Source organism: Streptomyces sp. NPDC002785, from assembly GCF_040295565.1.
In the GTDB taxonomy this organism is placed as follows: Bacteria; Actinomycetota; Actinomycetes; order Streptomycetales; family Streptomycetaceae; genus Streptomyces.
The window spans coordinates 1-23,786 of the sequence record NZ_JBEOVN010000008.1; the positions used below are offsets into that span (position 1 = coordinate 1).

Below are 23,786 nucleotides of genomic sequence, written 5' to 3' on the forward strand. Positions count from 1 at the left end.
CACACACCACGTGATCATTCCGGGGCCGTCGCCATGCCCGGAAGGCAGATCACGACCGTCACGCATCACGCATGATCAGCCACCCGACAGGCTCTCAGCAGGCCGGCCGCGCAGCCGGACAACAGCCGCCCCGCGAAGAGCAGAGGCAGACCGCTCTGCAGCAGGAAGCAACCCGCACTCGCGGCCGAAAAAGCCATGGCGCACAGGAGCACCGGTCTGCGGCCGACCTCGTCGGAGTAGTTTCCCGCCACCAGAAGCACGGTGATGACCGCGACCGCATACACGGCGAAGACAACGGTCACCGTCAGCTCGGAGAACCCGATCCGTTCCTGGTAGAGCCCGTACAACGGTGTGGGCAGGGTGGTCCCGGCCATCCCGATGGCGAAAACCACTGCCGCGGCCGGACAGCCCCATCGCCGACCACTGCCTGCGTTCACCACGCTACGAGCGACCTCGTCGAACGGTGCCCGGCACGAGCGCCGGTCCGGCGGTCACCCCCGACGGACTTGAGCGTCATTCCCAGAGCTTGTAAGTCACGTGCCGCTGCGTGTGCGACGGCCGGTCGTCGGTGTAGGTGAGTTGCAGCCGGGTGAAGTGCTGTAGCTCAGGGTGCTTCTGCCAGGACTTCGGGCGGTCGAGCCTCACGGTGACGGGGTAGGAGTGGAACTTGCCTGCCGCACAGTAGGGCTGACAGTCATTCACTGCGTCGAGTCCGCCACCCACAGCCGACGTACGTCCCCAATCGGACCATCGGAGTGAGATAAGGCGGTTGTTGCCGTCCCCGCAGGCGAGCAAGAAGTCGTCGGGGCGCACTTGTGAATTCCAGAAGCAGTCGACGGCCACTACACGAGCGGCCGAGCGTGACTGTGCGGATGCGGATGCTGGTACTACCCCTGCTGCGAGTGCGGCAGCAGCACACAGCATGACCGCTGTTCTGAGCGTGTCTCTTGGCATATCGGCTCCCCAGCTGCCTCTTTCCGAGCCCGGGCGGCCCTCCGGGTACGCCTGACCCGCCCCGCGCGCTGCAGTCTGCACGCCAGAAGCAGTCGTCGGTGGTGGCGCCCTTTCCAGCAGTTGTTCCTGAGTCGACGCTACGACCGTGGCCAGGGATGCACCACCCGTACAGGCGAAGCACCGTGAAATCGGCCGGGCTCACCCGTGCAGCCCCCCAGGCTTGCGTTGGAACCGCTGCACCGTACAGGTGGTCGTAGTGGTATGCAGGCGTAGTCTGGCCGTAACGCCTGTGCACCGCGAGTGAGCGACGGAGGCGGCGCATGACCGACCCCTACGGCTTCCTCAGGACCCCCCGTCGGCCCGTCCCTGCGCGCCCCGTCCAGGAACGGCTGAGCGACTGGAACGAGGTCTACGCGGGACAGGTGCGACTTCCGCTCGTGTCCGAGCAGGCGGGGCGTTGCATGGACTGCGGCATACCGTTCTGCCACAGCGGCTGCCCGCTGGGAAACCTCATTCCCGAGTGGAACGCATACGCGAGGAAGGGCGACTGGTGGGCGGCGGCCGAGCGACTGCACGCGACGAACAACTTTCCGGAGTTCACCGGGCGGCTGTGCCCGGCGCCGTGTGAGGACGCTTGCGTGCTCACCATCAATGCCGATCCGGTGACGATCAAGAATGTCGAACAGGCGATCGCCGACCAGATCTGGGCGCGTGGGTACGCGACGCCGCAACCGCCCGGGCGGCTCAGCGGCAAGACCGTCGCCATCGTCGGTTCCGGTCCCGCGGGACTGGCGGCAGCACAACAACTCACCCGCGTCGGTCACACCGTCGCCGTCTACGAGCGCGCCGACCGTATCGGCGGGCTGCTGCGCTACGGCATCCCCGCGTTCAAGATGGAGAAGCGCCACCTGGACCGCCGTATCGAGCAGATGCGGGCGGAGGGCACCAAGTTCCGCACAGATGTGGACATCGGCAGCGATCTCGACGCCACCGAGCTCGTGGAGCGACACGACGCGGTCGTCATCGCCGTCGGAGCCACGGGACAACGGGAGCTCCCCGTCCCGGGCCGTGAGCTCTACGGCATCCACCAGGCCATGGACTACCTGACCCTGGCCAACCGGGTCGCGGAGGGCGACCACGACGTGCCTGTCGTCACCGCCGAGGGCAAACACGTGGTGATCATCGGTGGTGGGGACACCGGCTCGGACTGTCTGGGCACCGTCCTGCGTCAGGGTGCCGCCTCCGTCGTGCAGTTGGACATCAATCCGGAGCCCGGTGACACCCGACGGGACACCGAGCCCTGGCCCGTGTACCCCAAGGTCTATCGGATATCCCACGCTCACGAAGAGGCCCGGGGGCGAGAGGGCCCGGATCCGAGAGTCTTTTCCTCCGCCACCCTCTGCTTCGACGGGGACCGGTCCGGCCAGGTGCGCGCGCTGCGCCTGGCGGAAGTGGAGCCCGAGGGCAGAAGGCCGCGGCTGGAGACGGAACGTGTGATCCCGGCGGATCTGGTCCTGCTCGCCCTCGGCTTCTTCGGTCCCGAACGGGGCACCGGTCTGATGCGGCAGCTCCGGCTCACGCTGGACGACCGGGGAAACTTCGCCCGGAACGCCGCCTTCGCGGCCGAATCGGCGGAGCCGGCCGAGCGGACAGCCCGAGCCGGGAGCGGCGGGGTGTTCATCGCCGGTGACGCGGGACGTGGCCAGTCCCTCGTGGTGTGGGCCATTGCCGAGGGACGGTCCGTCGCGGCCGCGACGGACCGCTATCTGAACGGCTCAACAGTGCTTTTGGCGCCCATCGCCCCACAGGACCGGCCCCTGGTTGCCTGAGCGCCTCCAGCACATCACTGCCGACGCGCTGCTCGCCGCAGCGACCGGCGCGTGCCGGTGCCGGACACCGGAGAGCGTCGGCCACGGAAGGAGCGCGACGTTCACGACTGCGACAAGCGCCGAACCGTACCCCGTACCCACGCCATACTGGGCCGCGGCGGGAACAGAGAGGCGGAGCAGTGATCCAACAGCATGCGGAGTACGACGTCCTGGTGGTCGGAGGCAGCGGGGTGGACACCATTGTCCGCGTCGACTCCCTGCCGGTCCCGCTCGCCGACTCGGTCCATGTAGGGCCGATCGAGGAGTGGCCCGGCCACACCGGAGGGAACGTGGCCCTCGGCACCCGGGCACTCGGCCTGAAGGTCGCGCTGCTCGACTGCATCGGCGACGACTCGACGGGCGCGCAGCTGCGTGAGCGGCTGGCCGACGGGGACGTGGAGTTCGTCCCGCTGATCTCCCCGGCGGGCACCCGTCGCGCGGTCAACCTGGTGGACGCGACCGGACGCCGGATGTCTTTCTACGATGCCCGGGACCCGGCCGATCTGCGGATGCCCCGGGACTTCTATCTCCCCCGGCTGCGGCGCACCCGCCACGTCCACCTCTCCATCATGAATTTCGCGCGGTTCCTCTACGACGACATCGAGGATCTCGGTGTCCCCGTCTCCACGGATCTGCACGACTGGGACGGACTGGCCGACCACCACCGGGAGTTCGCGCTCCGCTCCGACCTCGTCTTCCTCAGCGCGGCGGGCGCGGGCGAGGACGCCACCGCCCTGATGGGGGAGATCCTCCGCGAGGGCCGCGCGGACACCGTCGTCGTCACGGCGGGCGCAGACGGCTCCTATGTCCTCACCAGGGACAGCGGCACGGTTGCGCACCACATCCCGGCAGCCGTTCCGCCGGCATCGGTGGTGGACTCCAACGGCGCGGGTGACGCCTTCGTCTGCGGCTTCCTCTACGGGAGACTCCTGGGCCGGGACGCCCTGGAATGCGCCCGCCTGGGCGCGGTGGCGGGCGCCCACGCCTGCACGGCTCCGGGCTCCACCGCCCTCATTGCCGAGGAGGCCCTTCTGGCGGCGGATCAGGTCCGAAGCAGGAGTTAGCAGACCTCCGGGCGTGCCCCGGACGCCGCGGGCAGCGACCCACCCCACATGTTGCCCGCGGCGGCAACCGAACGATGAAGCGGACAGCCCTCAGGCTCCGAGAATCCGGGCGGCGAAGCCCGCACGATCTGCGAGTGCTGTCAGCTCCTCGGCCCGCGCGGTGCGCAGACACACCACCGGATAGCAGTCCGAATCAATGTCGAGAACGGCAAGCGCCGCGCCGACCTCGCGGTAGCGCCGACCGCAGACCTCCAGGAACTCATGGGTCGGCAGGAATATGTCGTCGGCGTCGAACAGCACCCGCGGATCCACGGACGGACGGGAGACAAGCCTCCCCAGCTGGGCCCGGATCTCGTCCGATCCCTCCTTCCAGTCGAACTCCGCGAGCAGCTGGTGCTCGTCCAGGGCATCGACGAGCGCTATCCAGGCGAGATTCGGGAAGGGCTCGTCGATGCCCCGGTCCGCCAGTCGGTCCGCGTGGGTTCGCACATAGCGCTCGGGATCGTCGTGGGCGTGCAGTACCTGCTCGGCGACGGCCGGATGGGCAGGCGCCAGAAGTGAAGCCATGGCTGCCAGGGACGTGCGGACAGCGTCGGTTTTGGACATGGTGTGCACTCCTTCGGCAGCCGAGCGGCTGCGGCCGATACCGGGTGAGGACGCGCTCTTCGGCGCGGCCGTGACGAAGTTTGGCACGGAGGTATGACAACCGAGTTGCTGCTGATCACGTTGGCGAGGCGTGATCGGAGCGTGGAGAAACGGACTGTCAGTCGCTTGGCACAGAATGTCAGCCATGTTGCAATGCCCCTGGCATTGCCCGACTCGCTCGTGGACCACCACGGCATCGACCTGTCCGCGCACACTGGTTAGGAACGGTTCACCGGTACGGCAGCAGCATCGCGAACATCGTCGGGCTGGCGGACGGCGTCCTGACCCCGGAATCCAAACCGACCGTGCGGGCGATCGCCTCGCTCGCCCCCGAGCCAAGCTGTCACACCGAGGACGACCTGCGGCCCCATGTCCGGTTCCGAGGGGAGCCGATGGGCCTGGGCAACCGGCCGAGGCCGTCATTGACGGAGCTGCTGACGCCGGAGACGAACGCCGCCACGTGGGACGGGTCCGAGCTCGGCCGGCCCGCGCCGCTCTCCGACGACCTGTTCGTCGTTCCGGTCTTCGCCCGCACCTTCCGCGGCGGCAGCAGGGGCCAGCCGTTCGTCTTCGCTCTTCTCAACGACCAGGGGGAGATGACGGGCCGTCTGCGTGGGATGGATTCGTGGCGGGACAGCCCGTTCACCGGCTTCTGCTTCAACGTGGTCGCCGACCCGGGCCGCGGCCGTGCCTTCCACCTCAACCGGTACGGCCTCTACGCATGGAAGAAGGGAGGCCACCTGCGGGCCAAACTGGACACCGGGTCGAAGACATACAAACCGCTGACCCACTTCACGCCGATGGCCTGCTCGCCGGCCGGCGAACTCCTGCTCGTGCACAACAAGCAGCACCTGATCCTGCGCGTGCCCGTCCCCGACGACCTGGGCGATCTGGGGCCGGTCGTGGAAGCGGCCCTGCGCGGGTATGCCAAGGAGCGCGCAGCGCTGAAGAAGCAGTGGACGCCGGTCAACTGGCACTGGGTCCAAGCGGCTGCGCAGATCCAACGGCTCTGAGAGCCTGTCGGCGCCCTCCGGGGCGACTGAATCGGCGGGCGGAGGACTGATCACGACCTTGTGACGGGAGTTCCCCGGCCCGGTACGAGGCCCTTCCCCCAGCCCTCGACACGGCACGAGCATCGAAAGACATGAGGCTCAGCCACAGAAGAATGCGCTTTTGTGACCCCTTGTGCAGGCCGCAGGATGGCGGAGAAACCGGCCTACGGGGAGGAACCATGTCGTCAGCAATCGAAACGGGTCTGCTGCCCTTTACTTCCGAGATCCGTCCGGACGGGCTCGCCGTCGGAGGGGTCCTGCTCACCGAACTTGCACAGCGCTTGGGAACACCACTCTTCGTGTACGACGAGGAGCACCTGCGCCGACGCTGCCGGGAGGCGGTCGCCGCCTTCGGCCAGGACAACGTCGCATACGCCTCCAAGGCCTTCCTGTGTACGGCCATGGCCCGACTGGCCCATGAGGAGGGGATGTTGCTCGATGTCGCCTCCGGCGGCGAGCTGCGGGTGGCGCTGCACGCGGGTGTTCCGGCCGGACGGATCGTGCTGCACGGCAACAACAAGGACGAGGCGGAGCTGCGCACGGCGATGTCGGCCGGCGTGCGGCACGTGGTGGTCGACAGCTTCGATGAGATGGACCGCATCGAGCGCCTGCACGCCGAGGAACAACTACCGCCCGCCCGGGTCCAGTTGCGGGTGGCGCCCGGTGTCGCCGCAGGCGCACACGAGGCGATCCGTACCGGTGGCAACGATTCGAAGTTCGGCTTCGGCCTCGTCGGCGCAACCGCCGCAGCCGCCGTGCGGCGGGCCTGCGGCTCCCCGGCGATGATCCTGGAGGGCGTCCATGCGCATGTGGGCTCCCAGGTGCTGGACACGGCGGAGCTCGCGGCAGGAGCCGCGGCTGTCGCACGGTTCGCCGCGGAGACAGGGGTGCACCGGCTCACCGTCGGCGGCGGCCTCGGAGTCGCGTACGAGGCGGGGCAGACCGTGCCCTCGTTCGCCGACTGGGCGTCCCGGGTGCGCACCGCGGTGCGCGAGGCGGGCTGGAGCGGCGACGTGACGGTGGAGCCCGGCCGGTCCATCGCCGCCCGCGCGGGGCTGACCCTGTACCGGGTGGGCACGATCAAGCGGATCGAGGGCGTGCGGACATACGTCAGCGTCGACGGCGGGATGAGCGACAATCTGCGCCCCGCCCTGTACGGCAGCCGCTACGAAGTGTTCCTGCCGGGCCGCCCCCGCGCACCGCGACCGCTGCGGGCACGGCTGGTCGGCAAACACTGCGAGAGCGGTGACGTGATCGTCGACGACGCCGCCCTGCCGGCCGGAGTCGCGGTGGGTGATCTCCTGGCCACGCCGGTCACCGGCGCATACGGATACGCCATGGCGTCCAACTACAACAAGTTGCCGCGCCCCGCTGTCGTCTTCGTTTCCGATGGCCGTGCCCGCACCGTGGTGCGGCGGGAGACCGAGGAGGACCTGCTGCGCCTGGACGTGGACGAGCCCGCCGGGCTCATCGCGCCTCCGACGACGGAACAGTCGGGGGCCGACGCGGCGCAGTGCGCAGGCACGGCCTAACCTGACCCGATGCTGAACAGTGCCCGACTGCTCGTCCTGCTGGAAATAGCCCGCACGGGCACCATCGTGGCCGCGGCCCAGGCGCTGCATCTGAGCCCTTCCGCGGTCTCGCATCAACTCGCCCGGCTGGAGCAGGAACTCGCAGTGCCGTTGGTGGAGCGTCAGCCGCAGAGCCTGCGGCTGACGGCGGCCGGTGTGCGACTGGCCGAGCACGCACAGGCCGTTGCCGACCTGATGGCTGTCGCTCAGGACGATCTGCGGGCGCACTCCCAAGGCGACGCAGGTGTACTGCGGCTGGGATTCTTCGCTTCCTCGGGCCTGGAGCTGCTGCCCCGGGCGCTGTCGGCCTTCGCGGCCGAGCGGCCCCAGGTCGAGCTTGAGCTGATCCTGGGGCAGCCGCACGAGCTGGTGCCCGATCTGGAGGCGGGCCGGCTGGATGCGGCGGTCGTCTTCGAACATCCGCTGGACCCCTGGTGCCGGCATGCGGCCGTGGACGTGGAGATGTTCTTCGACGAGCCGCAGCTGGTGGTCCTGCCGTTGCGGCACCGGCTCGGGCGGCGTACCGAGGTCCGGCTTGCCGCTCTGGAAGGGGAGAGCTGGATCGGTACGCACGGCGGGCACACCGGCGAGCCGGTCCTGGAACGCGCATGCGCGGCCGAAGGGTTCCGGCCGCGGGTCCGCTGCCGCAGCGATCACTACCAGGTCACGATCAACCTGGCCCGCGCGGGCATGGGTATCGCACTTGTCCCGGCCCTCGGACTCGGCGACACCACGGGTGTGCACGTCTGCCGACTGGACCATCCCCGACTGCACCGGCAGATCGGGGTCGCCACCCGGCCGACCAACCGCAACCCGCTGCTGCGGATTTTCCTCGCGGAGCTGCGGTCGGCGGCCGAGGAGATCCGGTCGCTGCTGGAGATGCAGTGGTCCTGACCGGTGGGGTGCGCCGCTCTCATCCGGCGGCGCGGCGTCGGGCGCAGGCCGCGAGGGTGCGGCCGACGTCCCGGATGGCGTGCACCGCGGCCCGCTGTGTGCTGTGGCCCAGCGCCGGGTCCCAGTGCGCCACCACCGCGTACGCCAGCCGACGCCGCCCGACGATGACACCGGCGTCGGCGCGGACCCCGGTGTCGGTGCCGGTCTTGTTGGCCACCAGGAGCCCGTTGGGCAGCGGGTTCGGGAAGTCCGGGGCGTAAGGGTCGTGATCCACCAGGGCCGGGACCAGGCCGTGGTCGGTATTGGCGCGCATCCAGTGCAGCAGCCGTGCGGAGGCCGCGGGAGAGCTCATCGTGCCGCGTACCGCATGCGTCACCAGCCGCGCCAGGTCCTTCGCGGTGCCGGTGGCGAAGACGGGCGGCACGTCGGGGCCCCGGATGTCACGGACCTTGTCGTGCAGCGTGAGGCGGTCGAGCCCGAGCTCCTGCGCCAGCCGGGCCGTGGACTCGCGCCCCACCAGGCGCAGCAGTGCGTTGGTGGCGGTGTTGTCGCTCACCGAAGCGGTCAGCCAGGCCAGATCCTCGACGGTCCAGCCGCGCCTGCTCATCCGGCGCAGCAGGCCCGTACCGTCCGCCACGTCCTCGTCGAGGACTTCCACGGTTTTGTCGGCAAGCAGCTCCCCGGTGTCCAGCCGGCGTGCGACCTCGGCGAGCAGCAGCAGTTTCGAGGCGGACGCGACCGGCAGCACGGCGTGCTCGTCGACCCCCGCCGTCTCGCCGCCGTCGATGTCGACGGCGGCGACAGCCAGGGTGAGCGGCAGCGCGGCCGAGCGCCGTGCCGCCGCTGCCACTTGGGCCAGACTCATCGGATCCTCACCACTTCTCCCGCTCTCACCGCGGTCGGGCAGCCACCTCTTGCCGCGACCCGTCCCGCCACCACGACGGTATCGATGCCTTCGGGCGCGAGCAGGGGACGGTCGAAAGTGGCGCCGTCGCGTACCGACGCCGGGTCGAGCACGACCAGATCGGCGAGGGCGCCGTCGCGGACCACACCGCGGCCGGCGAGTCCGAACCGCCGGGCCGGCAGTCCGGTCATCTTGTGTACCGCGTTCTCCAGCGGGAGCAGCTGCTCGTCGCGGCCGTAATGGCCGAGTACGCGGGCGAAACTCCCCGCCCAACGCGGATGCGGCCGACCGGGTTTGGGGACGCCGTCCGAGCCGATCATCGACAGCGGACTGGCGAGCACCCGGCGGACGTCGTCCTCACGCATGGAATGGCTGATGATGGTCACTTCGCCCTGCTCGGCCAGCAACAGATCGCACGCGTAGTCGACCGGGTGGACGCCGCGCTCGGTGGCGAGATCGGCGACGCTGCGGCCCTCGGCCTCCGGATGCGCCTGCGCGGCGGCCACCGTGATGAGATCCCAGCCACCGTTTCCCACAGTGTTCTCCCACCCCTTGACGCCCTGAGCGATGTCCCTCCTGATCCGGTCGCGCGTTTCAGGCCGGCGCAGCCGTTCCAGCAGGGCGCCGACCCCGCCCTCGCTGGTCCACGGGGGCAGCATGGCGTGCAGGACGGTGCTTCCCGCGGTATACGGATAGACGTCGCACAGCACGTCCACGCCGTCGGCGCGGGCCTGTTCCAGCCGTGGCAGGGTGCGCAGCGTGGCGCCCCAGGCGTGCCGGCCCGCGGTCTTGTGGTGGGAGATCTGCAGCGGGGCGCCGGAGCGCACCGCGATCTCCAGGGCCTCCTCCAGGGCGGACTCCACCTGTGACATCTCGTCGCGCAGATGGGTGACGTAGGGCTTGCCGTGACGGGCGGCGACCCTGGCCAGCGCGACGATCTCCTCGGTGTCGGCGTAGGTGCCGGGCGGGTAGATCAGCCCGGTGGACAGACCGGCCGCCCCCTGGGCCAGCGCCCGGTCCAGCAGCGCGCACATGGTGTCCAGCTCGTCGGGACGGGGCGGTCGGGCCTCGAAGCCCATCACTCCGGCGCGGAGCGTGCCGTGGCCGACGAGCGAGGCGATATGGGTGTGGCGCAGGGCAGGGTCCTGTCCGGCGGCGAATGCGTCGAAGTCCACCGCGGGCCGCACCGGTCCGAGCCCGAACGTCACCCTGAGATGCTCGGCGAGTACCGGCAGCCGTTCCGGGAGCGAGGGGAACAGGCTGGTCCCGCAGTTGCCGCAGATCTCCGTGGTGACGCCCTGGAGCAGCGGCGCGAGGCGCAGATCGTCGATCGGCTCCGTGGCGCCGTCGGCGCCGTGGGGTGCCGCGAGGGCGTCGGAGTGCGTGTGCACATCGATGAAGCCGGGAGTGACGGCCCGGCCGGTCACATCGAGGGTCTCGGCCGCCGCGGCCGGGGTGCCGGCGGGGAGTACGGCGATCCGCCCGTCCACCACCGCGATGTCCGCCTCCCTGGCGGGGGCGCCGGTTCCGTCGACGAGCGTTCCGCCGCGCAGCAGCAGATCGATGGGGCGGCCCATCACAGCACCGTCGACAGGAAGGCCCGCGTGCGGTCGTGCCGCGGGTCGGTGAACAGCAGGTCCGGTCTCCCGGCCTCGACCACGGCGCCCTGATCCATGAACAGGACGCGGTCGGCGACCTCGCGGGCGAAGCCCATCTCGTGAGTGACCACGACCATCGTCATTCCGCTGCGGGCCAAGTCGCGCATGACCCCCAGGACCTCACCGACGAGTTCGGGATCGAGGGCGGAGGTGGGTTCGTCGAAGAGCATGAGCGTGGGCTCCATGGCCAGTGCGCGGGCGATCGCCACGCGCTGCTGCTGCCCGCCGGACAGCTGGCCCGGGTAGTGGTCCGCCCGGTCGGCAAGACCGACGTCGGCCAGCAGTTGCCGGGCCTGCTTCTCGGCCTGCGCACGGGACCGGCCCTTGACGGCGACCGGCCCCTCCATCACGTTCTGCACCGCTGTGCGGTGCGGGAACAGGTGGAACCGCTGGAACACCATGCCGATCCGCTCGCGCTGGCGTCGGATGTCGCGGGCACGACGCTCGCGCAGCACGCGGCCGGACGGGCCGTGCTGTTCGTAGCCGATCAGTTCACCGTCCATCCACACCCGCCCCGCGTCGATCCGCTCAAGGTGGTTGAAACAGCGCAGCAGCGTGGACTTCCCGGACCCGGAGGGGCCTATGACACAGAGCACCTCGCCGCTGCGGACTTCGAGATCGATGCCTTTCAGCACCTCGGTGTCACCGAATCGTTTGCGGACCCCGCGGGCCCTGAGAATCACGTCGTTCATGCCGCTGCCCCCTTCTTGGTGCGCCCGGGTACGAGATTGGCCAGGACCCTGCGTCGCAGTGGCGGAGCGGCGCCGGGGCTGTAGCGGCGTTCGACGGCGTGCTGGCCGATGCTGGCGATCGTGGTGAGGAGCAGGTACCAGAGCGAAGCCACCAGGAGCAGCGCGACCACTTCGAAGTTGGCGAGGTAGAGGTGCTGGGAGACGGTCATCAGATCGGCGCCGGCGATGACCGAGACCAGCGAGGTCGTCTTGAGCATGGAGATGAACTGGTTGCCGAACGGCGGGATGATGACCCGCATCGCCTGCGGAAGGATGACCCGGGAAAGGATCTGACGGTTCGACATGCCGATGGACGCACCTGCCTCGCGCTGGCCTGGGTCCACGCTCTGGATGCCGGCCCGCACGATCTCGGCCATATAGGCGCCCTCGTTGATGGACAGGCCGAGCAGCGCCGCCACGAAACCGGTGATGACCTGGTTGGACTGCCAGCTGATGAGTTTGGGGCCGTCGAAGGGGATACCGATGCTGATCTCCGGGAACAGCAAGGCCAGGTTGAACCAGAAGATGAGCTGGACCAGCAGCGGGGTGCCCCGGAAGAACCAGGTGTAGGCACCTGCGGTGAGACGCAGAACCGGACTGTCGGAAAGCTGCATCACCGCGACGACGACCCCGATGGCGATGCCGAGAACCATCGAGACGAGGGTGAGCTGAATGGTCACCGCGAGGCCATCGAGGATCACGCCGTCGAACTGGTACTTGGCGACGATGTCCCAGTGCAGATTGGGGTTGACGATGACGGTGTAGGCGAGCCACACCGCGAACAGTGCGGCGGCGAGTACCGCCAGCCAGCGCCCGGGGCGAGGGCGTTTGGTCACCTGGAGGGAGAGGTCGTCCTCCTGCGGTGTCCCGTCGACGGGGGTGACGTCCGGTGCCGCACCGAGGGCGGCGCCGGGCGTTTTCTGGTGGCTCATGTCCGTTCTCACTGCCCGTCGTTGACGGTGGCCGCGGCTACGGCGCTGTCGCCGACTCCCCAGGTGTCGAGGATCTTCTTGTAACCGCCGTTGTCGATCAGTTCCTGCAGGGCCTTGTGGACGGCGTCGCGCAGGCCGCCCTGGTTCTTCGCGGCCGCGATGCCCCAGGGGGCGGTGCCGTACTGCCGCGGCAGGACCTCGTACGCGCTGCTCTTCTTGGTGAACATCTTGGCGACGGGATAGTCGACGATCGTCGCGACCGCGCGTCCGCTGTCCAGCTGCAGCAGCCCGGTCGGTGCGTCCTCGCTCTGCGAGATCCGCATCTTCTCCTGGCACTTGGCGTTCTGTTCTTCGCCGATGTGGAGGTTCGAGCTGCCCTTGGCGAGGACGACGGTCTTGCCGCACAGGTCCGCGAGGGACTTGATGTCCTGCGGGTTGCCCTTCTTCGTCATGATGACGCCGCCGGTGCGGAAGTAGTCGACGAAGTCGACCGCCTGACGCCGCTGGGCACTGTCCGTCATGGAGGACATGACCAGGTCGAAGCGTCCGGACTCCAGACCTGGGATCAGCCCGTCGAAGGCGGCGTTGGTGAGTTCGAGCTTCAGCTTCAGCCGCTCGGCGATGGCCTTGGCCAGGTCGGGGTCGACACCTGTGAGCCGGGTGGTCCCGGGTTCGTACATCTCCATCGGCGGATATCCCACCGCGGTGGCCACCCGCAGCACACCCTTCTGCCGGTACTGAGCAGGCAGCAGCTCGGCTGCGGTCCGGCCGGCGGCGGCCTGCGAGGCACTGCCGGACGGGGCGTCGCCCTGGCCGGAGCGTCCACAGGCGGTGGCCGCGAGGGCCATCACGGCCAGGGCTGCCAGGCAGCGCAGGGAACGGGGACGATTCATCGGATTCTCCCTCACGGGGTGGCGGTGCGCCGATGCTGGCAGTCGAGCCCGGGTGAATGGAAGATGATGAAGCTATTCATGCCTGACCATCGAAATCTGTACGGGTCCGGGCCCAGGTGCACGAGGGCCGGACGGGATTGGGGCATCGCATGCGACAACCGCTCGGCCGACGTGCACTGCTGCTCGGCACCGGTGGGCTGCTGGCGGGAACCACGGGCTGCTCGGCAGCCTCGCGAACCGAGGCAGGCCCGGCCACGTCCGTATCCCCGGCCACGCCGGTATCCGCGTCGCCGTCCCCGCGCTCGTCCTTGCCGGCGACCACGGCCTGGCGCCCCGGCCGCGGCGACGTGGACCCCACGGTGAAGCTGCGCGCCGTACAGGTGGTGGAGGCGATCGGTGCCTGGCCCGCCGGGCAGGGCGGTGCGGCAGCGGCGAAGAGACGGGTGGCCGCGCTGGGGGCCCCGCTGTCACTGGTGGACCGGGCGGGCCCGCTGCGGCCCGACGCGGACGAGGCCGCGCTCCAGGTGATCGACGCGCAGTACGGCGGGATTCTGGCGGACTCGGCCAGTGTGATGGTGGTGTGCCGTCAGTGGACCCCCGGACATGCGGGGGGTACGACCGTCGACGTGCGGCTGAGCCGGGCGCGGCCCCGCTGGGAGGTCACCGCGCTCCACCCGGCCCGCCCCGGTGCCGCCGCGGCGTCGCTGCCCACGGCGGCGAGGAAGGTGCTGGACGAACCGCGGATCGGCCTGCCGCCCGCGGCGCAGGCCGACATCCGTAGCGGACACATCCACCCGACGGTACTGCGGGCCCTGTTGGGGCTGGCCGGTACGTACCGGATCGACATCAGCGTGATCCGCTCCGGGCACCCGCTGCATGTGTTCGGTACCGATCGGCCCAGCGACCATCCGGCGGGCAGGGCCTTCGACGTATGGCGGATCGACGGGCACTTGGTCGTCGATCCGGCCACGTCGCGCCGGTTGATCGAGTCGTTCATGCGGGATGGGGCGGCGGCCGGCTCGTACAACGTCGGCGGACCGTTCCAGGTCTCCGGGGGTGCGACGGCGAATCAGTTCTTCACCGACAACACCCATCACGACCATGTGCACGTGGGATTCGCGAGCTGATGCCCGCGCCACGGCTCAGAGCCTGTCGGGTGGCCTTCGATCGGATAGCGGACGCGGTCTGGTGCGTGCGATTCCAAGGCGCCGGGATGTCCTCGGATGGGGTCTCCCCTGCTCCTTGAGGGCTTGGGGAGGGAGCTACTAGGGCATTTCGGCAACGCGGGAAGCGTGCGTGCCAGGGCGTGGCCGCCCGATCAGAGGTCACCCGACAGGCTCTCAGGCGCGCTGGTCGAGACCGGCGCTGAGCGGCGGCTGCGGGGCGTCGAGCAGCGAGGTGTCCACCTCGCCGACACCCCACCCGTAGGCCAGCTTGTGCACTTCTAGTACGAAGAACGAGTCGGTCGAGACGACCCCGTCGATGAGATGCAGCCTGCGGTTCATCAGGTCGGTGAAGTGGTCGGTGTCCCGGCAGATCACCTCCGCCATCACGTCGTAGGTGCCCGCCGTCATGATGACGTAGGAGGTCTCCGGCAGCTCACGCAGCCGCTTGCAGACCTCCTGGGCACTGCCCGGCCTGGTCCGGATGCCGACCATGGCGAACCGGTCGAAGCCGATGGTCAGCGGGTTGGCGATGCCGACGATCTGGAGGGTGCCGTTCTCCTCCATGCGCTGGACGCGATAGCGCACGGAGGAGGCCGGAATGTTCAGTTCCTCGGCAATCTGGCTGTACGGGCGGCGGCCGTCCGCTTGAAGTGCGGCGATGATCTGGCGGTCGGTGTCGTCCAGGGGGCTGCCACCCAGCGTGCTCATGCTGTTGCTCCGGCTCTCATGTAAGGTCCGCCACGGTGTGCGGGCCTGGATCTTCGGTCGTACGGGACTATCCTGCCCGGATCAGGAGTCGAAGCCGAGGCCGAGCCGGTCCAGGGTGCGCAGCCACAGGTTGCGATGGCCGTCCGTGTCCTCGCGGGCCATGGACCACCGGGTGGCCTCGACGCCGAGATACCGGACCGGTTCCGGGGGGAAGGGCACCGGGGGGCGGCGGATCATGGCGGGCCGGAGTCGTTCCGTGCGCCGGCCCGAGAGCAGGTCAAGCATCACCTGGGCGCCGTAGCGGGTGGCGCCGACGCCGAGCCCGGTGAAGCCGAGGGCGTAGGAGATCCGGCCGTGCGCGGCGGTGCCGGCGAACATGCAGAAGCGGGTGGTGGAGTCGATGACACCGCCCCACGAGTGCGAGAAGCGGACGTCGGCGAGGGCGGGAAAGGCCTCGGCGAACTGGGCGGCGAGGGTGTCGAAGGTGGCGGGGCGCTGGGTGAGGCGCTCGTCGACCCGGTTGCCGTAGTGGTAGATGGCGTCGTAGCCGCCGAACAGAATGCGGTTGTCGTCGGTCTTGCGGAGGTAGTGGAACTGGTTGCCCGCGTCGGTGACTCCGTGGTCGCCGCTCCAGCCGATGGCGGCGAGTTGCTCGGTGCTCAGGGGTTCGGTGGTCAGCGCGTAGTCGTAGACAGGAATCATGCTGAGCGAGAGGCGCTTGAGCAGGGGCCGGTAGATGTTGGTGGCGAGGGCGACCTGCCGGGCGCCGACCGCGGCGTAGGGGGTGGTGAGGCGGACCCGGCCGGCATGACGGGTGGTCAGGGCGGTCACCGCGGTGTGCTCGGCGATGCGGACCCCGAGGTCGAGGCAGGCGGCGCGCAGGCCCCAGACGAGCCGGGCAGGGTCGAGGAGCGCGTAGTCGGGGGACCAGAGGCCGGCTGTCCAGATGGGGGAGTCGATGTGACTGCGCAGTTCCTCGTGGTCCAGCAGTCTGGTCTGTTCGCCGTACCGCTGGGCGAGCGCGTGGGCGCCCTTGAGCCCTTCCGCCTGCCAGGGGGTGGCGGCGACGGTGACCTTGCCGCTGCGTACGAATCCGCAGTCGATGCCGTGGGCGTCCAGGTCGCGCCGGAAGGCGTCGAAGTTCTCCATGCCCAGGCGGTGCAGCAACCGGGCCTCGGTGGGCCAGCGGTCGGCGCCGTTGGCGAGGCCGTGGGTGATGCTGGGGGAGCAGAAACCGCCGTTCCGGCCGCTGGCCGCGTGGCCGCAGGTGTTCTGTTCGAGGACGAGGACGTCTCGTTCGGGGTGGGCGCGTTTGGCGAGCAGGGCGGTCCACAGCCCGGTGTAACCGCCGCCGACGACGGCGAGATCGCAGGTGGTGTCGGCGGTCAGCCGGGGCAGCGGTGTGGGGTGCTCGGGCCGGTCCAGCCAGTAGGGGGCGGCCTTCGTGTCGCGCAGTCGGCTGCGGTGGTCGGTGGGGCGCGGGGCTGCGGTGGTCATGTGGCGGGTACCTCGTTGCCGGCGTGGTGGGGCAGTGCGGGCCGGGGCCCCGACGCTGGTCGGGGCCCCGGTCGGCGGACGTTCGGGTGAGCGGGGCGGTCAGAGACTGATGACGCCGGTACGGGTGTCGGTCATGTCCATGAGCGTCCACTTGCCGCCGATGCGGCCCCAGCCGGTGGAGCGGCTGCCGGCGCCGCCGAAAGGCATGTTGATGTCCCACCAGTTGTTGCTCTCGTTCACGACGACCTGGCCGACGGCCATTTCCTCGATGAAGCGGAAGGCGGAGGTCATGCTGCGGGTGAAGACGGCGCCCTGGAGGCCCAGTTTGTCGTCGTTGGCGATGCGCAGCAGATCGTCCTCGTCCTGCCCGGTGATGATCGGGACGACCGGGCCGAAGGACTCCTCGCGGGACAGCAGGCTGTCCTCGGGCACTTTGTCCACCACGGTGAACTCGTAGTAGAGGTCCGTGGGGTGTCCTGAAGCGCGCTTGCCGCCGAGCAGGATGCGCGCGCCGCGCTCGCGGGCGTCGGCCATGTGACGGTCCATCTTGGCCGCGACGCCCTCGTTGTTGAGGGGGCCGAGAACCGTCTTGGGGTCGAACGGGTCGCCGAGGGTGATGCGCTGGGCCTCGCGCAGCACGGCCTCGACGAACTCGTCGTGGATGTCGGCGTGCACGATGACGCGTTCGGTGGCGCAGCAGACCTGCCCGGCGCACGGATAGGCGCCGTCGACGGCGGCCTTGGCGGCGGCCTCGACATCGGCGTCCGCGAGGACGACGAGCGGGCCGTTGCCCGAGCACTCCATGATGGAGCGCTTGAGGCCGGCGGCGGACTGGATCTTCGCCCCGGTCGCGGTGGAGCCGATGAAGCCGATCGCGTGGATGCCCTCGTGGCGTACCAGCGCATCGCCGGTGTCACCCTCGCCGGGCACGATGTTGACGAGGCCGTCGGGCAGTCCGGCGGCGGCGAACGCCTCCATCGCCTTGAGAACGGTGAGCGGGGTGTTGGCCGGCGGCTTGACGACATGGGCGTTGCCGGTGGCGAGCCCGGGGGCGACGAACTCCGCGAGCATCAGCAGCGGGAAGTTCCACGGCGTGATGATGCCCCAAGTGCCCACCGGGCGCTGGAAGGTGAACATCCGCTTGGTGTTGTCGGTGGAGGGCAGCGTCTCGCCGTGCAGTCGTACGGCGTCCTCGGCGTGCAGGTGGAAGAGCTTGGCCGCCTCCTCGATGTCGGCGACGGACTCGGCGAGCGGCTTGCCCTGCTCCAGGGACTGGAGGCGGGCGAGTTCGTCCACGCGCCTGCCGAGTTCCGTACCGATGCGGTGACAGAGCTCGGCACGGGTCCACACATTGGTCGCGGCCCAGGCCGGCTGGGCCTCGTTCGCGGCACGCACCGCCGCGTCGACGTCGGCGGCCGCGGGCAGCGGGAAGGTGCCCACGAGTTCGCCCGTCGCGGGGCTGATGACCTCGTGGGTGGTCCCGGAGGTGCCGTCGGTGTAGGCGCCGTTGATGAAGAGCTGGTGCCGGTCGGCGGTCGGGGTGGTCATGCGGTGGCCTCTCTGTCCTGTTCCTGACCGGGAAAGGGCGCGCCGACTCCGGGCCGCGCCGGCCCGGGTCCGGTGCGAAGCGATGACTGGAGACTCGCCGAGCAATCAGGAAGTGTCAAGACTGCGGAATCAGCAAAATGAAAAGTCGATCATTGCGTGTTCATGAGTATTGACAGGCGTTTTTCGCTTCATCTATAACCAGGCCCCAACCACTCTCCTGTCTGCGCCCACCCCGAGGGGAACGCCATGTCATCCCAGCCACAGACCCCAGCCCCACCCTTTCCGGACCCTTCGGGCTCCTCGGGAGCGGCGGGCGCGTCCGCTCCGGCACTGCCGAAGAAGATGAGCTGGTTCGACGGATTCGCGATGTCGCTGACCATGCCGGCGGCGCTCATCGCCTCGCTCGGCGCCTCCATCGGCGGCCTCGGCGCCTGGGGGGCGATCGCCCTGTGGGCGGCCTCGATGGTGCTGGCCACCGCGACCAACTGGATCTACACCGAGCTGGCCGCGATGTTCCCCGACTCCTCCGGCGGGATCGCGCACTACGCGACCGAGGGCTGGAAGAAGCGGGCGCCCGTGGTGGGCCCGATCGCGAGCATCGGCTACTGGTTCCCCTGGACGACGGCCCTCGCCGTCTACTCCGGGCTCATCGGCTCCTTCGTCCAGGCCCAGTGGTTCCCCGGCCAGGACTGGAGCGTGGAGTTCGGGCCGGTGAAGGTGGACTTCCCCATAGCGGTGGGCCTTCTCGTGATGCTGCTGCTGTTCGGCGCCGCGATGGTCGGCCTCCATGTCGCCATGTGGGTCGTCTACGTCACCGGCGGTGCGCTGCTGGTGCCGCTCGCCGTCTTCATCGTCCTGCCGCTGTTCTCCGGTGACTGGAGCGCGCAGGGCCTGCACTGGAATCTGCACGGCGCCGCGGGGCTGCGCGAGGCGCTGGTGTGGCTGTACGTCATGGCGTGGACGTCATTCGGTGTGGAGGTGTGCGCGACCTTCGCCCCCGAGTACAAGGACACGGTGCGCGACACCACCCGGGCCCTGCGCGCCGGTGTGCTGTTCTCCCTCGGCGTCTTCATCCTGCTGCCGCTGACCCTGTCGGGGTACGTCGGCGAGAAGGCCATCGGCGAGGAACCCACCACCTTCTTCGTCGGCGCCTTCCGGGACCTGGTGGGCGGCGCCTCCGACCTCATGGTGGTCTTCCTCATCGCCTCGCTGCTGCTCATCATGATCACCGGTCTCGCCGACGGTTCCCGGGTGCTGTACGAGATGGGCAAGGCGGGGCTCACCATCAAGCAGGTGGGGGTGCTGAACAAGCGCGGGGTGCCGGCCCGGGCGCTGCTGGTGGCCCTGGTGCTGAATGTCTTCGTGCTGACGGTGCTTCAGACCCCGCTGGCCATCATCGTCACCGGCAACCTGGGATACATCCTCGCCCATGTGCTGGCGGTCTCCGGCTTCGCGCTGCTGCGCAAGGACCGTCCCGACGCCCTGCGGCCCATCCGGCTGCCCCGTTTCTTCGTGCCCCTGGCCTGGACGCTGGCCGGGTTCCTCACCGTGGTGCTGGTGGTGGGTGCGACCGGTTTCTCCATCACCGGATACGGCGGCTACACCGAACTGGGAGTGGCACTTGCCGTCCTGATCGTGGCCGTACTGCTGTGGCTGTACCGGATCAAGGTGCAGGACCGGCGCGTCACCGACGACCGGGCGGCCTGACCCGGCCGGTGCACAGAATTCCGGCGAGCCACCGGAAGCAGGCGGCGGAAAGTGGGCCGGCGGGCAGTGGACAGACGTCCCTGGGTTCGACGCCATGCGTGTACTTTCCGCCTCGACCAGCGGATCGGGCCGCTTCCGCCGACTCATCCCCCTCACGACGCGTGCACGGCACGGGGCGACGGCCTTCTCGTCGTCGCCTCACCGAAACTCGAAGCGGCGGCCCGGGAACCGCCGCACCGCACCGCCACCGGCACGGCACGCACGTCCGTACGGTGGGTTCGGTGCGCCGATGCGCTGTGGTGGCGCGCGGGTGGGCATGGGAAAGAGATGCCAGGAGTATCCGCACCCGTGATCAAGCTTGTCCGGCGTACGACCGAGCCCGTCGGAGCACAGACCGTGCGTTCCACGGCGGCTGCCGTCATCGCCTATGTCGTGGCGGTGTGGACCCTTCCGCATCCGGCACCGCTCACGGCACCGCTCACCGCACTCCTCGTCGTTCAGGTCACTCTCTACGCGACCCTCACCACGGGGATCCGCCGGGTGAACTCGGTCGTCGTCGGGGTGCTCATCGCCACTGCGCTCAGCTCCCTGGTGGGCCTCACCTGGTGGAGCCTCGGACTGGCGATCTTCACCTCGCTGATCATCGGGCGGCTGGTGCGCGTCGGCGAGTTCGTACCCGAGGTGGCGATCAGCGCGATGCTCGTCCTGGGCGTCTCTCAGGTCGCCTCCACCGCCTGGGACCGCGTGCTGGAGACACTGATCGGCGCGGGCGTGGGGTTGCTTTTCAACCTGCTCCTGGCGCCTCCCGTGTGGGTGCAGCCGGCGGGCGCCTCCATCGACAGCCTGGCCCGTGAGATGGGACAGATGTTCCGCGCGATGGGGAGGGACGTGGGCGGCCACATCTCCGTCCAGCGGGCGGCCGACCGGCTCCACGAAGCCCGCCGGCTGGACCATGACATCGTGGAGGTCGACGCCTCGCTGCGGCAGGCGGAGGAGAGCCTCACGCTCAATCCGCGTGTCCGGCAGGGGCTGCTGTACCGGGTCGTGCTGCGCACCGGTCTGGACACCCTGGAGATCTGCGCCGTGGTCCTGCGGGTGCTGTCGCGCACCCTGACCGACCTCGCCAAGGCCCGTACCGAAGAGACGCTGTTCCCCGCCGACGTGGCCGAGTCCCTGACGGATCTGTTCGAGCAGATGGCCGGTGCCATCGAGAGCTTCTCGGAGCTGATCACCACTCCGGTCGCGGAGAACGCCGAGGAGGCGGAGGCCCGGCTGGCCCACGCACTCGCCGTCAGCCGCGCCACCAGGGACAGGGTGGCCGATCTGCTTCTCGAAGACGTTCAGGAACATCCCAGGCAATGGCAGTTGCACGGGGCCGTGCTGGCCGAGGTCGACCGAATCCTGGACGAGCTCGACATCGACAAGCGCACGGAACGCCTGGGCAAGGAGCTCGACCGGCGCTCGGCGCAACTGCATGAACGTCACCCCTGGCTGCGCGCCGTATCGCGACGGCTGCGAACCGACCGGGCCTGAAGCGGGCCGGGTTGGTACGGGTTACCCGGAGGCCGGAAGCCGTTCGATGGCGACCAGCGCCGCATCGTCGCCCAGGCGGCCGCCCGCATGGCGCAGAAGATCGGCACACAGGGATTCCAGCAGGGAGTCCGGGCCCTCACCGCACCGCGACGCGGCCCGTTCGGGGAGCGGATAGAAGACGCCCGACCGGTCCCGGGACTCGATGACACCGTCCGTGTACAGGAGCAGGGTGTCACCGACGTCGAAGCAGAACGTCTCCGCCGTGTGCTTGGTCACCAGCAGGTGCGTCAGACCGAGCGGCGGGGCGGGCGTTCGTACATCGAGCGGCATCGCTTCTCCCGCGCGAAGCAGGAGCGGCGGTGGATGACCGCAGCTGACCAGACGGAGCTTGGTGACGGCATCGGGGATGTCGAGAACGGCCGCCGTGACAAAGGACTCCACAAGGTCCTGGTCGTCGTCCCCGCCTTCGTGAACGGTGTCGTTCTCGTCCGGTGCGATGCTCGCCTCCAGATGCGCCACCAGATCGGGCAGCTGCGACTCCTGGCGGGAAAGAGCGTGGAAGGCACCCAGGACGCTGGCTGCCTCACCGATCGCGGCCAGTCCCTTACCGCGTACATCACCGATGATCAGGCGGGTTCCGTCGACGGTGCGGGCGGCCGCGTACAGGTCGCCCCCGAGCTGCGCCTCCGCCTCCGCAGCCAGATAGACCGAGGCGATGCGCAGCGGGCCACTGTGCCTGGGCAGCGGCCGCAGTACCACTCGCTGGGCGGCCTCGGCCACCGAACGCAACTGGGTCACCGCCTGCTCGTTCCGTTGTCTCAGATGGGCGAAGAAGGTGACGAAGGCGGAGATGAGAACGAGCGCGACGATCTGATAGGTGTGGTTGAGGTTGTTGAGACCGATGCTCACGAAGGCCACCAGAGACTGGGCCAGCACGGCGACGGCGCCGACGAAAGCGGTCATGCGCGGGCCGGTGAACGAGGCCGCCAGCGCGGGCGCCGCCACCAGGAACGGGCCGAGATGGACATCCGCCGGCGAGAGGAGGTCGACCACCGTGACGACGGCAATCAGAACGAACGGCACGGCCACAAGTGCGTTCGTGCGCCTTCGGGACTCGCGGAACGACTGCAGGAACCAGCGGGAAGCCATGCTTCCGGGATACCTCACCCGGTCGGCCACCGCTTCCCGTACGGCTGATCGGCACAGCCCGCTCGACATGGACCGGCACATACGCCCATCACTCTGTGTTGCGCAGCACCCACTCGGATGGTCGGCCGTTTTCACTCCCCTGCGTCGTGTGTCGCGCTGCTGGGGCCAGGCCTGGCAACGCTGAGCCCACCAACTGCTCCTCGACGAAGAGAGAAGAGCCATGACTGTGTCAACCTTCCTCGCCCCGCGGATGCGGATACGCGGGCGGCGCGCGCAGACCGCCGCCGTGGCGCTCACCGCGGCCGCCCTTGTCGCGGTCGCCGGACCTGCCGCAGCCGACGGCGGTGCCGATCCGGCCGGAGCCAAGCCCACGGTGGTGGTGGTACACGGCGCGTTCGCCGATGCCTCGGGCTGGAACGGTGTGGTGGAACGCCTGCAGCGTGACGGGTACAAGGTCATGGCCCCCGCCAATCCGCTGCGTGGGCTCGCCCATGACTCCGCGTACATAGCCAGCGTGCTGAAGAGCATCAGGGGCCCGATCGTGCTGGCCGGGCATTCCTACGGCGGTGCGGTGATCAGCAACGCCGCCGCTGGGAACCCCCAAGTGAAGTCGCTGGTGTTCGTGTCCGCGCTCATGCCGGACAAGGGGGAGAGGCTGGCGGATCTGTCGGCGAAGTTCACGGGAAGCGAGCTGAACGCGGCTCTGAAGCCGGTGCCGTTCCCGAAGACCGACGGCACTGAGGGGGCCGATCTGTACATCCAGCCAGCCAAGTTCCACGACGTCTTCGCGGCGGACGTGCCGGCGGGCACCACGGCCGTGATGGCCGCCACCCAGCGCCCCATCGACGGAGCCGCGTTCATGGACAGGGCGGCTGCGGCGGCCTGGAAGACCATTCCGTCCTGGGCGCTGGTCGCCACCCGGGACAAGGCGATCGCCCCGGATCTCGAACGCTTCGAGGCCAAGCGTGCCAAGTCGCAGACCGTTGAGGTCGACTCCTCCCATGTCGCGATGATGTCGCACCCCGACGTCGTCGCCGATCTCATCCGGCAGGCCGCCGGAGCCGGAACACCCAAGGAGCCGTCGCTGGCCGCGAAGGCTGCCGACGCCCTGGCCGCGACCGGTGCCGGCGCCCTCGTCCTGGCCTGCCTCGGTGGACTCGCGGGCGTGACCGTGCTGGCAGGCGCGGGCATCGTCGCCGCGGCCCGCAGGCGCCGCGCGGCAGGCGGCGGACGCCACGCGGCCCCCTGACAGGAACGAGCGAGAACCCGCAGGCAGTCAGGCCCCCGGATCGGTCGGCGCCGGCCACGGCCG

The 23,786-nt window shown here is 69.5% G+C and carries 20 protein-coding genes and 1 pseudogene; 9 read left to right on the forward strand and 12 right to left on the reverse strand.

Going from position 1 to position 23,786, the window contains the following annotated elements; translation table 11 throughout:
* Nucleotides 1–77: 77 nt before the first annotated feature.
* Both ABTZ94_RS03895 and ABTZ94_RS03900 read right to left on the reverse strand, forming a co-directional pair.
* A pseudogene (locus tag ABTZ94_RS03895) lies at nucleotides 78–440 on the reverse strand (MFS transporter); the annotation flags it as partial.
* 73 nt (nucleotides 441–513) lie between these two features.
* Nucleotides 514–645, reverse strand: a complete 132-nt coding sequence (locus ABTZ94_RS03900; protein WP_351197183.1) for a hypothetical protein — start codon at nucleotides 643–645, stop codon at nucleotides 514–516.
* A gap of 629 nt (nucleotides 646–1,274) precedes the next feature.
* Here ABTZ94_RS03900 and ABTZ94_RS03905 point away from each other — a divergent pair.
* Nucleotides 1,275–2,783, forward strand: a complete 1,509-nt coding sequence (locus ABTZ94_RS03905) for a glutamate synthase subunit beta (protein ID WP_351197184.1) — start codon at nucleotides 1,275–1,277, stop codon at nucleotides 2,781–2,783.
* Between the two features lie 179 nt (nucleotides 2,784–2,962).
* Nucleotides 2,963–3,886 (forward strand): carbohydrate kinase family protein, encoded by a 924-nt coding sequence (locus ABTZ94_RS03910; protein WP_351197185.1) that lies wholly within the window; start codon nucleotides 2,963–2,965, stop codon nucleotides 3,884–3,886.
* Between the two features lie 90 nt (nucleotides 3,887–3,976).
* Here the strand turns inward: ABTZ94_RS03910 and ABTZ94_RS03915 are convergent, their stop codons facing one another.
* The gene (locus ABTZ94_RS03915; RefSeq protein ID WP_351197187.1) at nucleotides 3,977–4,492 is read right to left on the reverse strand and encodes a DUF6630 family protein; all 516 of its coding nucleotides are present in this window, start codon (nucleotides 4,490–4,492) and stop codon (nucleotides 3,977–3,979) included.
* Nucleotides 4,493–4,836: 344 nt separating this feature from the next.
* On the opposite strand from ABTZ94_RS03915, the gene ABTZ94_RS03920 reads away from it, so the two are divergent.
* The 3 genes from ABTZ94_RS03920 to ABTZ94_RS03930 all read left to right on the forward strand — a co-directional run bounded on the left by ABTZ94_RS03920 (nucleotide 4,837) and on the right by ABTZ94_RS03930 (nucleotide 8,048).
* Nucleotides 4,837–5,544, forward strand: a complete 708-nt coding sequence (locus ABTZ94_RS03920; protein ID WP_351197189.1) for a hypothetical protein — start codon at nucleotides 4,837–4,839, stop codon at nucleotides 5,542–5,544.
* 218 nt (nucleotides 5,545–5,762) lie between these two features.
* Entirely contained in the window at nucleotides 5,763–7,115 is a 1,353-nt protein-coding gene (gene lysA, locus ABTZ94_RS03925) for a diaminopimelate decarboxylase (protein WP_351197191.1), read from the forward strand.
* Nucleotides 7,116–7,124: 9 nt separating this feature from the next.
* The gene (locus tag ABTZ94_RS03930; protein ID WP_351197193.1) at nucleotides 7,125–8,048 is read left to right on the forward strand and encodes a LysR family transcriptional regulator; all 924 of its coding nucleotides are present in this window, start codon (nucleotides 7,125–7,127) and stop codon (nucleotides 8,046–8,048) included.
* Nucleotides 8,049–8,067: 19 nt separating this feature from the next.
* Here the strand turns inward: ABTZ94_RS03930 and ABTZ94_RS03935 are convergent, their stop codons facing one another.
* Genes ABTZ94_RS03935 through ABTZ94_RS03955 form a run of 5 tightly spaced genes read right to left on the reverse strand, consistent with a single transcriptional unit; the run spans nucleotide 8,068 to nucleotide 13,166 of the window.
* The gene (locus ABTZ94_RS03935) at nucleotides 8,068–8,913 is read right to left on the reverse strand and encodes a serine hydrolase (RefSeq protein ID WP_351197195.1); all 846 of its coding nucleotides are present in this window, start codon (nucleotides 8,911–8,913) and stop codon (nucleotides 8,068–8,070) included.
* The gene (locus ABTZ94_RS03940; protein ID WP_351197197.1) at nucleotides 8,910–10,529 is read right to left on the reverse strand and encodes an N-acyl-D-amino-acid deacylase family protein; all 1,620 of its coding nucleotides are present in this window, start codon (nucleotides 10,527–10,529) and stop codon (nucleotides 8,910–8,912) included. The genes ABTZ94_RS03935 and ABTZ94_RS03940 overlap by 4 nt, the downstream gene beginning before the upstream one ends.
* Nucleotides 10,529–11,302 (reverse strand): amino acid ABC transporter ATP-binding protein, encoded by a 774-nt coding sequence (locus tag ABTZ94_RS03945; RefSeq protein ID WP_351197199.1) that lies wholly within the window; start codon nucleotides 11,300–11,302, stop codon nucleotides 10,529–10,531. Before ABTZ94_RS03945 ends, ABTZ94_RS03940 begins: the two co-directional genes overlap by 1 nt.
* Nucleotides 11,299–12,273, reverse strand: a complete 975-nt coding sequence (locus ABTZ94_RS03950; protein ID WP_351197201.1) for an amino acid ABC transporter permease — start codon at nucleotides 12,271–12,273, stop codon at nucleotides 11,299–11,301. The genes ABTZ94_RS03945 and ABTZ94_RS03950 overlap by 4 nt, the downstream gene beginning before the upstream one ends.
* 8 nt (nucleotides 12,274–12,281) lie before the next feature.
* A complete protein-coding gene (locus tag ABTZ94_RS03955) occupies nucleotides 12,282–13,166 on the reverse strand; it encodes an ABC transporter substrate-binding protein (RefSeq protein ID WP_351197203.1) in 885 nt (294 codons plus the stop codon).
* Between the two features lie 149 nt (nucleotides 13,167–13,315).
* On the opposite strand from ABTZ94_RS03955, the gene ABTZ94_RS03960 reads away from it, so the two are divergent.
* Nucleotides 13,316–14,293: a hypothetical protein gene (locus ABTZ94_RS03960; protein WP_351197205.1), complete on the forward strand. Its 978-nt coding sequence runs from the start codon at nucleotides 13,316–13,318 to the stop codon at nucleotides 14,291–14,293.
* Nucleotides 14,294–14,506: 213 nt separating this feature from the next.
* Here the strand turns inward: ABTZ94_RS03960 and ABTZ94_RS03965 are convergent, their stop codons facing one another.
* From ABTZ94_RS03965 to ABTZ94_RS03975, 3 genes are all read right to left on the reverse strand, one after another.
* Nucleotides 14,507–15,040 carry an Lrp/AsnC family transcriptional regulator gene (locus tag ABTZ94_RS03965; protein ID WP_351197207.1) on the reverse strand — a complete coding sequence of 178 codons (534 nt, stop codon included), beginning with the start codon at nucleotides 15,038–15,040 and terminating at the stop codon, nucleotides 14,507–14,509.
* Between the two features lie 81 nt (nucleotides 15,041–15,121).
* Entirely contained in the window at nucleotides 15,122–16,537 is a 1,416-nt protein-coding gene (locus ABTZ94_RS03970) for an NAD(P)/FAD-dependent oxidoreductase (protein ID WP_351197209.1), read from the reverse strand.
* A gap of 99 nt (nucleotides 16,538–16,636) precedes the next feature.
* On the reverse strand, nucleotides 16,637–18,085 hold the full coding sequence (locus ABTZ94_RS03975; protein ID WP_351197211.1) for an aldehyde dehydrogenase family protein: 1,449 nt from the start codon (nucleotides 18,083–18,085) through the stop codon (nucleotides 16,637–16,639).
* A gap of 246 nt (nucleotides 18,086–18,331) precedes the next feature.
* On the opposite strand from ABTZ94_RS03975, the gene ABTZ94_RS03980 reads away from it, so the two are divergent.
* Both ABTZ94_RS03980 and ABTZ94_RS03985 read left to right on the forward strand, forming a co-directional pair.
* Nucleotides 18,332–19,792, forward strand: a complete 1,461-nt coding sequence (locus tag ABTZ94_RS03980; protein ID WP_351197213.1) for an APC family permease — start codon at nucleotides 18,332–18,334, stop codon at nucleotides 19,790–19,792.
* A gap of 327 nt (nucleotides 19,793–20,119) precedes the next feature.
* Entirely contained in the window at nucleotides 20,120–21,325 is a 1,206-nt protein-coding gene (locus ABTZ94_RS03985; RefSeq protein ID WP_351197215.1) for an FUSC family protein, read from the forward strand.
* 21 nt (nucleotides 21,326–21,346) lie between these two features.
* On the opposite strand, the gene ABTZ94_RS03990 is transcribed toward ABTZ94_RS03985, so the two are convergent.
* Nucleotides 21,347–22,474 (reverse strand): PP2C family protein-serine/threonine phosphatase, encoded by a 1,128-nt coding sequence (locus ABTZ94_RS03990; protein ID WP_351197217.1) that lies wholly within the window; start codon nucleotides 22,472–22,474, stop codon nucleotides 21,347–21,349.
* A 220-nt stretch (nucleotides 22,475–22,694) separates the two neighbouring features.
* Between ABTZ94_RS03990 and ABTZ94_RS03995 the strand changes: the two genes are divergently transcribed.
* Nucleotides 22,695–23,723, forward strand: coding sequence for an alpha/beta fold hydrolase (locus tag ABTZ94_RS03995; protein WP_351197219.1), 1,029 nt, complete (start codon nucleotides 22,695–22,697; stop codon nucleotides 23,721–23,723).
* Nucleotides 23,724–23,786: the final 63 nt, after the last annotated feature.

What these genes read in the sequence shown, in the direction of transcription:
- ABTZ94_RS03905 (WP_351197184.1), top strand. Translation starts at nt 1,275, where the DNA reads ATGACCGACCCCTACGGCTTCCTCAGGACCCCCCGTCGGCCCGTCCCT.
- ABTZ94_RS03915 (WP_351197187.1), bottom strand. Translation starts at nt 4,492, where the DNA reads ATGTCCAAAACCGACGCTGTCCGCACGTCCCTGGCAGCCATGGCTTCA.
- lysA (WP_351197191.1), top strand. Translation starts at nt 5,763, where the DNA reads ATGTCGTCAGCAATCGAAACGGGTCTGCTGCCCTTTACTTCCGAGATC.
- ABTZ94_RS03930 (WP_351197193.1), top strand. Translation starts at nt 7,125, where the DNA reads ATGCTGAACAGTGCCCGACTGCTCGTCCTGCTGGAAATAGCCCGCACG.
- ABTZ94_RS03935 (WP_351197195.1), bottom strand. Translation starts at nt 8,913, where the DNA reads ATGAGTCTGGCCCAAGTGGCAGCGGCGGCACGGCGCTCGGCCGCGCTG.
- ABTZ94_RS03940 (WP_351197197.1), bottom strand. Translation starts at nt 10,529, where the DNA reads ATGGGCCGCCCCATCGATCTGCTGCTGCGCGGCGGAACGCTCGTCGAC.
- ABTZ94_RS03945 (WP_351197199.1), bottom strand. Translation starts at nt 11,302, where the DNA reads ATGAACGACGTGATTCTCAGGGCCCGCGGGGTCCGCAAACGATTCGGT.
- ABTZ94_RS03950 (WP_351197201.1), bottom strand. Translation starts at nt 12,273, where the DNA reads ATGAGCCACCAGAAAACGCCCGGCGCCGCCCTCGGTGCGGCACCGGAC.
- ABTZ94_RS03955 (WP_351197203.1), bottom strand. Translation starts at nt 13,166, where the DNA reads ATGAATCGTCCCCGTTCCCTGCGCTGCCTGGCAGCCCTGGCCGTGATG.
- ABTZ94_RS03960 (WP_351197205.1), top strand. Translation starts at nt 13,316, where the DNA reads ATGCGACAACCGCTCGGCCGACGTGCACTGCTGCTCGGCACCGGTGGG.
- ABTZ94_RS03965 (WP_351197207.1), bottom strand. Translation starts at nt 15,040, where the DNA reads ATGAGCACGCTGGGTGGCAGCCCCCTGGACGACACCGACCGCCAGATC.
- ABTZ94_RS03970 (WP_351197209.1), bottom strand. Translation starts at nt 16,537, where the DNA reads ATGACCACCGCAGCCCCGCGCCCCACCGACCACCGCAGCCGACTGCGC.
- ABTZ94_RS03975 (WP_351197211.1), bottom strand. Translation starts at nt 18,085, where the DNA reads ATGACCACCCCGACCGCCGACCGGCACCAGCTCTTCATCAACGGCGCC.
- ABTZ94_RS03980 (WP_351197213.1), top strand. Translation starts at nt 18,332, where the DNA reads ATGTCATCCCAGCCACAGACCCCAGCCCCACCCTTTCCGGACCCTTCG.
- ABTZ94_RS03985 (WP_351197215.1), top strand. Translation starts at nt 20,120, where the DNA reads ATGCCAGGAGTATCCGCACCCGTGATCAAGCTTGTCCGGCGTACGACC.
- ABTZ94_RS03990 (WP_351197217.1), bottom strand. Translation starts at nt 22,474, where the DNA reads ATGGCTTCCCGCTGGTTCCTGCAGTCGTTCCGCGAGTCCCGAAGGCGC.
- ABTZ94_RS03995 (WP_351197219.1), top strand. Translation starts at nt 22,695, where the DNA reads ATGACTGTGTCAACCTTCCTCGCCCCGCGGATGCGGATACGCGGGCGG.